Annotated in this window: 8 protein-coding genes and 1 tRNA gene; 7 read left to right on the top strand and 2 right to left on the bottom strand. The window is 32.3% G+C overall.

Translation table 11 applies throughout. The features are described 5' to 3' along the window. Positions 1 to 421: phosphoenolpyruvate carboxykinase (ATP) (locus RYK20_RS10160; RefSeq protein WP_314895339.1), on the bottom strand; the 421-nt coding region annotated here is incomplete at its 3' end. Positions 422 to 651: 230 nt separating this feature from the next. Here RYK20_RS10160 and RYK20_RS10165 point away from each other — a divergent pair. The 7 genes from RYK20_RS10165 (at position 652) to RYK20_RS10195 (ending at position 9,481) form a co-directional block, all read left to right on the top strand. Beyond that, a complete protein-coding gene (locus RYK20_RS10165) occupies positions 652 to 1,773 on the top strand; it encodes a DNA polymerase III subunit delta' (RefSeq protein ID WP_314895340.1) in 1,122 nt (373 codons plus the stop codon). A gap of 104 nt (positions 1,774 to 1,877) precedes the next feature. Beyond that, positions 1,878 to 4,328: an SLBB domain-containing protein gene (locus RYK20_RS10170; RefSeq protein WP_314895341.1), complete on the top strand. Its 2,451-nt coding sequence runs from the start codon at positions 1,878 to 1,880 to the stop codon at positions 4,326 to 4,328. Between the two features lie 9 nt (positions 4,329 to 4,337). Further along, a complete protein-coding gene (locus tag RYK20_RS10175) occupies positions 4,338 to 5,423 on the top strand; it encodes a Wzz/FepE/Etk N-terminal domain-containing protein (RefSeq protein ID WP_314895342.1) in 1,086 nt (361 codons plus the stop codon). Positions 5,424 to 5,425: 2 nt separating this feature from the next. Then, the gene (locus RYK20_RS10180) at positions 5,426 to 5,608 is read left to right on the top strand and encodes a CAL67264 family membrane protein (protein ID WP_314895343.1); all 183 of its coding nucleotides are present in this window, start codon (positions 5,426 to 5,428) and stop codon (positions 5,606 to 5,608) included. 16 nt (positions 5,609 to 5,624) lie between these two features. Beyond that, positions 5,625 to 7,214: an NADP-dependent glyceraldehyde-3-phosphate dehydrogenase gene (locus RYK20_RS10185; protein WP_314895344.1), complete on the top strand. Its 1,590-nt coding sequence runs from the start codon at positions 5,625 to 5,627 to the stop codon at positions 7,212 to 7,214. Between the two features lie 29 nt (positions 7,215 to 7,243). Next, on the top strand, positions 7,244 to 7,435 hold the full coding sequence (locus RYK20_RS10190; RefSeq protein WP_297980448.1) for a membrane or secreted protein: 192 nt from the start codon (positions 7,244 to 7,246) through the stop codon (positions 7,433 to 7,435). A gap of 60 nt (positions 7,436 to 7,495) precedes the next feature. After that, positions 7,496 to 9,481, top strand: coding sequence for a ComEC/Rec2 family competence protein (locus RYK20_RS10195; RefSeq protein WP_314895345.1), 1,986 nt, complete (start codon positions 7,496 to 7,498; stop codon positions 9,479 to 9,481). Positions 9,482 to 9,560: 79 nt separating this feature from the next. On the opposite strand, the gene RYK20_RS10200 is transcribed toward RYK20_RS10195, so the two are convergent. Then, a tRNA-Ser gene (locus RYK20_RS10200) sits at positions 9,561 to 9,645 on the bottom strand.

Genomic DNA, 9,645 nt, shown 5'->3' on the forward strand with positions numbered 1-9,645 from the left:
CTTCTATACGAAGGAACATATTGTTAGCGAAAAGGTTACTCCAAGGAAGCTCAGTGATGGTACGTACATTGGTACGGTATTTAGGGTCTGCACATACATACCCATCGTGTACATAAATTTCTTTACCTGAAAGATAAGCTACTACTTTTTCATAAAGAGCATCAAATTTCTGGGAAGAGAAAGGAATATTAATCTTTCCCCACCATACACGATCCTTAGTTATTTCATCCTCCACAATAAAACGGTCTTGTGGAGAACGTCCTGTAAATTTACCTGTATTTACAGCTAAGGCTCCTGATGAAGCTTCTTTCCCTTGTCCTTTAGCGAGGGTTTCTGCGTGTAGTTCATCTGCAGTAAGTTGATAGCGCACTTTTGCACTTTTAATTCCGTAATTCTCAACGGAAAGGTTCTTTGTACTCATAGAAAAGTTTTTTATTTTTAACAATCCTCTTTTAAAAAGAAAATCCACAGGGATTTTGTTGCACAAAGGTACAATTTTTTTCTATAAATATCAAACTTTTTTATCTTTTTTGAATCATTTTCTATTTCAGAGAAAAATCATTGAAAATTAACTATTTAAAAATTCTTGAACAAATTTGTTAAGTATTGAATTTTTTGATGTATTTTTGCAAACTTTCTTATAGAACGATTATGGATTTTGAAACTGTTTTAAGTAATCCTTATACAAAAAAATATCTAAATGAAACTATCATAAGTGATAGAATTGCCCACGCACAATTATTTATTGGGGAAGAAGGGGTAGGGACTCTCCCTATGGCAATAGCTTATGCAACTGAGATTTTGACTAGGAAAGGCGATGCAAATACCAAAATTAAATGTGAGCATCTCTCCCACCCTGATCTTCATTTTGCCTACCCGACAGCGACTTCTGATAAGATAAAAGATCATCCAACAAGTTCGTCTTTTTCTGAAGAATGGAGATCCTTTATCAGTGAAAACCCATATCGAAGCTTATATGAATGGTACCAATTTATTGGTATTGCTAACAAACAAGGGAAAATAGGAGTTGATGATGCCAAAGAAATTACTGCTAAGCTTTCATTAAAGTCCTTCGAGGGGGGATACAAAATTATGATTATTTGGATGGCAGAACGAATGAATGATGAGTGTTCAAATAAATTACTAAAACTCTTGGAAGAGCCCCCAGCTGAGACTATTTTTATCTTAGTTGTAGAGAATGAAAATTTATTATTGAACACCATTTTGTCTCGTTGTCAGATTACTCGTTTTACGAAATTAGGAGAAGAAGTCATTGCAAAATCTCTCATAAAAAACGGATTAGCCGAACCTGAAGCTCAGCAAATTGCAATACGTTCTCAAGGCAACTATAATAAAGCTCTTTCTCTTCTAAAAAGAGAAGAAGATTCCAGATTTGAAGAATGGTTTGTCAAATGGGTACGAATGGCATATAGTGCCAAAGGAAATAAAGGAGTCCTCCCCAATATGCTACAATGGAGTGATGAAATATCCAAAGAAGGACGTGAAACACAGAAATTATTCCTAGAATATTGCCTAGAAATATTCAGGCAAGCTCTCCTTGCTAATTATGGAACTAATAATTTGGTATATATAGAGTTTCAATCTAATTTTAACATCAATAACTTTGCTCCCTTTGTTCATCATAATAATATACAAGAAATACAAAGAAATATTGAGGATTCTATTTACCATATAGAAAGAAATGGAAACTCCAAAATTATATTAACAGACTTATCTATCAAACTTATCCGACTTATTCATACAAAAGCATAATCAGAAACTGAATATGTATAAGCCTTTAATTTTTAAGTTATAAAAAATTTTATTTTTCCAAATAAAGGATTTATATTTGCACTCTATTTAAAAAACGATTGATAATGACAAAAAAAATACTTTTGATGCTTATCTTAAGCATTGGTATTCTCACAAAACTCTCTGCACAGAACCTCAATATAGAGCAGTTAGCGTATATCAATATTGACCAAATTTCAGATGAACAAATACAAGCCTTTTGGGATAAAGCGCAAGCCCAAGGATATTCACTCACTGATTTGGAAACAGCTGCTCAAGTCAAGGGAATCCCTTCTTCACAGATTAGCAAACTTAGGCAGAGAATAATGACTCTCTCGACTTCTCGTGTTAATAAAAATAATAATTCCCAAACAAATAAAACAAGCTCTAATACCCAAGAAGTCTTTGGAAGAACTCCCATAAATAGAGCTAAGGATTCTCTTACTCTGACCGAAAAAAACAGGCTCTTCGGTTATGATTTTTTCCAAAATCCTAAAATATCCTTCGCTCCAACAATTAATGTTCCCACACCTGAGAGCTATATCATTAATACAGATGATGAACTATTAATCGAAGTATGGGGAGCTACTGAAAATAGTACTACTCAGAAAGTAGATAATCAAGGGAATATAATCCTTCCCCTAGCTGGAAAAGTACACGTAGGAGGACTTAATTTCACAGAAGCAAAAGCTCGAATTAATACAGCCCTCCGAAGAATATATGCTGGAATTGCTGCTCCAGAAGGAAGTTATTCCAAGATATATACAGGAGTATCAATTGCTAATATCCGAACTGTAAAAGTGAATATTATTGGGGAAGTACAGGCTCCTGGTACTTATTCTATTAGTGCTCTCTCCAATGTTATTAATGCTCTATATGCTAGTGGAGGTCCTACAAAAAATGGTTCTTTCCGTAATATTCAAGTTGTTCGTTCAGGAAAAACAATTGCTACCCTTGATATTTATGATTTTTTATTAAAAGGCTCTCAACAAGGTAATATTAATCTGATTGATCAAGACGTGATTATTGTTCCTCCTTATAAAAATCAGGTGGAAGTCATAGGTTTTGTAAAAAGAGAAGGTCTTTATGAGGTAAAAGAAGGAGAAAAACTCTCAAACTTAATAGATTTCTTTGGAGGATTCTCAGCCAATGCTTACAAAGATAACTTGGTAATAGAACGCATATCAGGAGCAAAACGAGAAGTAAAAGAGGTTGCCCTCTCTGAAGCAGAAAAATTTGCAATATATGGAGGAGATAAGCTCATTGTTCATAAATTATCTGACATATATCATAATAAGATTAGTATTACTGGAGCTGTCTATCAGCCTGGTAATTATGCTTACAAAGATGGTATGACCGTTTTAGACTTAATTAATAAAGCTGCAGGAATAAGAGATGAAGCTTATTTAAACCGTGCTATTCTATTCAGAACCCTTAATAGAGTTGATAAACAAAGTGTTAATTTTTCACTAAAAGACATCTTAGAACAAAAACAAACCATTCCTTTACAAGCTAATGACAGCCTACACATATATGGTAGGGATAGCCTTTCATTAAAATATTTCGTACGCATTGAAGGAGCTGTTCGTAAGCCTCAGCAAGTTCCTTTTGCTAAAGGAATGACTCCTGAGGATTTAATTATTATAGCAGGTGGATTCATAGAAGGAGCTGATCATAGTCAAGTACAAGTCGCGCGACAGACGAACGATACTAATTTCAAAATAATTAGTAATATACAGAATGTCCCTCTTTCAGAAAATTTGGAAGGAAAACAAAGTATAGAACTTCAACCCTATGATATTGTAACTGTTCGCTTCCAAAAAGGATATACTCCTCAACAAATTGTGAAAATAGAAGGAGAAATTGCTTTCCCTGGTTCTTACGCTATTCTTTCTAAGGAAGAACGTATCTCAAGCTTGATAGAACGTGCTGGAGGATTTGCTCCTTATGCATATATAGAAGGAGCTACTTTACTAAGAAAAAAAGGACAAGAAAAAGAAGATAATACCCAAGAAAATCAACTAAGAAAACTAAAGAAAGTAGATAAAGAATTGTCTATTATTGAGACAGAGGAGAATACTGAAGATAAAAAACAAAAAGAAAAAAATGAATATCGTGTAGGGATAAATCTCAAACGAATAATGAACAATAAAAATTCCTATGAGGATCTTATCCTCAAAGAAGATGATGTTCTCATTATTCCTTCAGAGAAACAGACTATTGAAATAAAAGGACTAGTTCTAGCTCCTTCTTTAGTTCGTTATGAAAAAGGAAAATCAACAAAATCTTACATCAATAGCGCAGGTGGCTTCTCTGATAATGCTCAGAAAAGGTCTGTATATGTAATGTATTCTAATGGAGATGTAAAAGGTACTAAAAAATTCCTTTTCTTTAAAAGTTATCCTAAAGTAGCTCCTGGATCAATTGTTATTGTTCCTGAGAAACCTGAAAGAAAAGGAATGACAGCTACAGAAACTATAAGTATTACAACCGCTATCACCACACTAGCTATTTTAATCTATAATACGTTTAAATAATAATTATATATGGAACAAAATATTGAAAAAGAGGATGAAATAGATTTATTAGCTCTCCTATCAAAATTATGGAAGGGAAAGAGAACCATCTTAAAATATTTTTTACTATTTTTTTGCATAGGTGTTTTTATAGCCATTTTTTCTAGAAAAGAATATACTGCTTCCTCATTAGTCTTAGCTCAGGATGCTAATACTAGTGGCGGAAATTTATCTGGATTGGCCTCATTAGCAGGTATAAATATAGGCTCTTCTAGTTCCGAGTTTATTCTGCCAAAACTATATCCTAGTATAGCTCAAAGTATTCCTTTTCAGAGAAAAATGATACAAACTCTTATTCAGGTTAAGGACAGTGAAGTTCCTATTACCTATCAAGAATATTATACAAAATATCAGAAAGAAACTTTTATTGATATTTTGAAGAAATATACTATAGGACTTCCTTCTCTTGTAATGTCATCAAATGAAGAAATATTACTACCTACAGTAGTACAAGATTCCACTGGAATTTATAGAGTTTCTAGAGAAGAAAAAGATTTGTTTTCTTTACTTAATAGTCAATTTAAAATAACTACTAATGAGAAAGAAAATACTATAAATCTATCTTTCTCAATGGAAGAACCTCAGGCTGCTGCTCAGATGTTACAACAAGCAGAAAATTATTTACAAGAAACCATCATAGAGTTCAAAACACGTAAAACAAAAAGACAACTGGATTTTATCCAAAAGCAATATGAAAGTGCTGAAAAAGCTTTCAAAGAAAAGCAAATCCAATTAGCAGCTTTTCAGGATATGAATAGAGGGCTTATTAGTGCAATCCCTATGACACGACAAACACAATTACAATCCGAATATAACTTAGCATATAATCTCTATTTAGAATTAGCCAAACAGCTAGAAACCCAAAAAATAAAAGTACAAGAAGATACTCCTGCCTTCATTTCCATAGAGCCTGTCAGTATCCCTCTTGATAAGTCCAAACCTAATAAAGGAATGATTATTGCAATATGGAGTTTTCTAGGAATTATCTTAGGAATTGCCGTTATTTTTGGAAAAGACTTTTTAAAGAATATAAAAAATAAATCACAAGAAGAGTAATTATGGGTTTAAATAAAAATTCTGTTTTAGGATATGCCACTTTAATAATGATTTTTTTTGGATTAATCCTTATAGGACTCGGAATTTTCCGTTATGAGGACATCGCAGGCTGGGGATTTGCCACTACTGGAATTGGTTTTCTAGCAATTGCCTGGGTTTTTGATTCCTTAAAAGGACGTGTATAAGCTAAATCAAATATAAATGATTAATAACTTTCAGCCCATTCCGAAGAATTTTCTCTCTAAACCTATTTATCATAGAACCTATTTGATAAATGGAGAGCTCAAAGAATGGAATGGAAAATATGATGAGGTTTATTCTACAATTTCCTGCACAGAGGTATATGCCCCTACATTAATTGGAACAATCCCTCATCTTTCAAAAACAGAAGCTCTGGAAGCTCTGGAAGCTGCCCTAAATGCTTTCGGCAAAGGAAATGGATTATGGGCAACTATGTCTGTGAAAAATCGTATTGAAATCTTTGAAAAATTCACGGAACAAATGAAAACAAAACGTGAAGAAATCGTACGATTAATGATGTGGGAAATTGGAAAAACTATTAATGAATCACAGAAAGAATTTGACAGGACTATTGAATATATCAATAATACTATTGATGCCTATAAACAATTAGATAGGGATAGTGCTAATTTTCAAAAAAAGGACGGAATATACGCCCATATTCGTAGAGGACCTTTAGGGGTTGTCCTATGTATGGGACCTTATAATTATCCTCTTAATGAATCTTTTGCACTAATTATCCCTGCTCTTCTGATGGGGAATACTGTCATCTACAAGCCACCCAAATATGGTGTCTTGCTTATAACACCTCTCCTTGAAATTTTTAAGGAGTGCTTCCCTAAGGGAGTCATTAACATTCTTTTTGGGAGAGGTAAGGAAATTGCAACACCTATTCTAGAAACAGGTCGTGTAGATATACTAGCCTTTATAGGGAATAGCCACTCTGCAATAGCTCTACAAGATAAACACCCCCATAAGAACCGCCTACGACTTATTCTAGGGCTTGAAGCAAAAAATCCTGCTATTATTTTACCTGATGCTGATCTGAATTTGGCTATTTCTGAATGTATATCAGGAGCTCTGACTTTCAATGGGCAAAGGTGTACTGCACTCAAAATCATATATTTACACAATGATATAAAAAAGCATTTTCTTTCAGAATTTACTAAAAAAGTAGATAATTTACCTTTTGGTAATCCTTGGGATGCAAATGTAATGCTCACTCCTCTCCCTGAGCCTAGGAAGCCTGATTATATTCAGGAATTAATAGACGATGCCACTGCTAAAGGAGCTAAAATACTTAATAAAAATGGGGGAAAACGATATAATAATTACATTTTCCCTGCCGTATTGGCTCCAGTAACTCCTGATATGCGTGTTTATCAGGAAGAACAGTTTGGTCCTGTAGTACCTATCCGATTTTTCTCTGACATAGAAGAAGTTCGCCAGGAAATAGCTGATTCTCAGTATGGACAACAAGTGAGCATTTTTGGTAAAAGTATTGATACATTAGCTCCATTGATTGATACTATGGTTAATCTTGTCTGTCGTGTTAATATAAATAGTTTGTGCCAAAGAGGACCTGATATTTTTCCTTTCACAGGAAGAAAGGATTCTGCTGTGGGAACTCTCAGTGTGTATGATGCACTCCGTTCTTTCTCTATTCGTACTTTTGTTGCGTTCAAGGATAACAAATCCAATGATGAAATATTTGAAAATATTTTAAAAACTGGAGCTTCTCATTTTATCCGTACAGATTATATTTTATAGTTTTTCATTAATTACAAAAAGAGTTAAAAATGAAGTTATTAGCTATTGTATTAATTATTTTAGCCTTATGCGTTTTAGGCATGGCTATTAAAATTTGGGCTAAGAAAGATGGTAAGTTCTCAGGAACTTGTGCAAGCCAGAATCCTCATCTCAATCCAGAAGGGGAACCGTGTAGTTTCTGTGGGCGACTCCCTGAAGAGGCTGATTGTAAAAAATCATAAATATTTATAAATCAGTTGGTTATTTTCTATAATCAACTGATTTATATTTAGTTATTAGGTATGAAGCCAACTCCTTTTAATCTTCCTTTATTCATAATTCTATTGGGTATTATATCTGGAATTATTTCTCAAGATATAAGCGCTGTTTTATCTATAAAAAATAGTATTTTTATCTGCATTATATCTATTTCTGTATTATTTTTCTCTTTTTATATTATAAAAAAATTCCAAAAAACATCTATTTTTATAGCCTCCTTCTCTGTAGGAATATTAACATATAGTATTCATTATCAACCTAATAAAAGTAATCACTATCTCAATCTGTTATCAGAAAATACAGATTATACTATATCTGGAATTATAGAAAATATCAAAGGAAAGAATATTTTTATATCTCTACAGAACATTGATAATCAGGAAATTTCAGGAAAAATACTTCTTCATATTAATGATAGCTTAGGTAGCAATAACATAGGCAGACCTATTCTCTTCGCTACAAAACTTTCTCCTTTTAAAGATATCAAGAATCCTTATCAGTTTAATTATAAGAGATATATGGAACGTCAGTATATCTATTGGCAAGGATTTTCTTCTTTGTACAAAATTGGTGAAGAGCGTTCTTTTTCACTGATTTACATAGCAAAAAAAATACAAAATTACTTATCATCTTCACTTGATAAATATGAAATTTCCGAATCTACGAGAGGCATCACAAAAGCTCTTATTCTTGGAGTACGAACAGATATCGCACCAGATATTTACGAACAATATATTGATGCTGGAGCTGTACATATTTTAGCAATTTCCGGGCTTCATATAGGTATTATAACCCTTCTACTGACACAAATAATAAATATTTTCATACCTACCAATAGAAAAAAATTAAAAATTGGTATTATTCTGAGTATTCTACTAACATATTCTCTTATTACAGGATTATCAGCTTCTGTATTAAGAGCGGTCTTAATGTTTGGAGCCTATAGTATCAGTTCTCTTTCTAGAAATAATAAAGCAAGATTTGATAGCTTGATTTTAGCTGCTTTTATACTAATTTTATGCAAACCCACATTCTTATTTGATGTTGGCTTCCAGCTTAGTTTTCTAGCCGTACTCTCTATATTAATATTTTTTCCTGTTTTTAATCAATATTTCTTTTTTGAAAATAAATACTTAAATTTCTTTCCTAACCTTATAAAAGTAAGTATTTCGGCTCAAATAGGCATTATTCCCATCTCATTATACTATTTTCATCAATTTTCTGGACTATTTTTAGTTAGTAGTATTGTTATTCTTCCTTTTTTGGGAATTATTTTAGCTTTGGGATTAGGAATTATAGCATTGTGTAGTCTTGGTTGGGTTCCTAAATGGCTTCTCATTGGTTATGATTTTATTATTTCGTTAATGAATAAAAGTATCGGACAAATAGCTTCTCTCAGATTTATTATAGAGAATGTCTATTTTGATGATATAATATTGTTTGTCAGTTATTTTTCACTAATAAGTGGAGTTATTTATTTGTATATAAAGAAGATACATTTTCTATATTTTTCTCTTCTTAGCTTTCTATGCTTACAAACATATCTATTTTATACAAAATTCCAAACAGGAACAACAAATGAACTAATTGTTTATCAGCAATATAAAAAATCTATGATTTCTATTCAAGAAGGAAATAAAATGACTTTATTTTCATCTGATTCAGTGAATTTTTCTAATAAATACATCAAAAGATTAATTACAGAAAAACATATCAAAAATCTTGAGTACAAGCCTCTTCCTAATGTCCTTCCTCTCAAAGAAATTAATTTTCTAATTATAGATGATAAATTTTATGTAGATAATTCTTTTCCAGTGGATTATCTATTACTAAGAAATTCTCCTAAGATTCATCTTGAAAAGTTACTAACTCAAATAACTCCTAAGTTAGTTATTGCTGATGGAAGTAATTTCTATTTTTCTATAGAAAAATGGAGAAAAACTTGCAAGGAATATCAAATTCCTTTCCACTATACACAAGAAGATGGATTTTTATCCTTATCACTTTAAATAATTTCTAAAAGATAAAAAAATGAAGATTTATTTTTAAGAGAAGAATAGGCTACCAAAAAGATAGCCTATTTTTTTGCGGAGAAAGAGGGATTCGAACCCCCGGAGGTGTTACCCTCAACGGTTTTCAAGACCGCCGCATTCGACCGCTCTGCCATTTCTCC

The organism is uncultured Capnocytophaga sp., from assembly GCF_963525585.1.
Classification (GTDB): Bacteria; Bacteroidota; Bacteroidia; order Flavobacteriales; family Flavobacteriaceae; genus Capnocytophaga.

Bases quoted from the DNA above. Each gene is read 5' to 3' on its own strand.
- RYK20_RS10165 (WP_314895340.1), top strand. From the start codon at position 652: ATGGATTTTGAAACTGTTTTAAGTAATCCTTATACAAAAAAATATCTA.
- RYK20_RS10170 (WP_314895341.1), top strand. From the start codon at position 1,878: ATGACAAAAAAAATACTTTTGATGCTTATCTTAAGCATTGGTATTCTC.
- RYK20_RS10175 (WP_314895342.1), top strand. From the start codon at position 4,338: ATGGAACAAAATATTGAAAAAGAGGATGAAATAGATTTATTAGCTCTC.
- RYK20_RS10180 (WP_314895343.1), top strand. From the start codon at position 5,426: ATGGGTTTAAATAAAAATTCTGTTTTAGGATATGCCACTTTAATAATG.
- RYK20_RS10185 (WP_314895344.1), top strand. From the start codon at position 5,625: ATGATTAATAACTTTCAGCCCATTCCGAAGAATTTTCTCTCTAAACCT.
- RYK20_RS10190 (WP_297980448.1), top strand. From the start codon at position 7,244: ATGAAGTTATTAGCTATTGTATTAATTATTTTAGCCTTATGCGTTTTA.
- RYK20_RS10195 (WP_314895345.1), top strand. From the start codon at position 7,496: ATGAAGCCAACTCCTTTTAATCTTCCTTTATTCATAATTCTATTGGGT.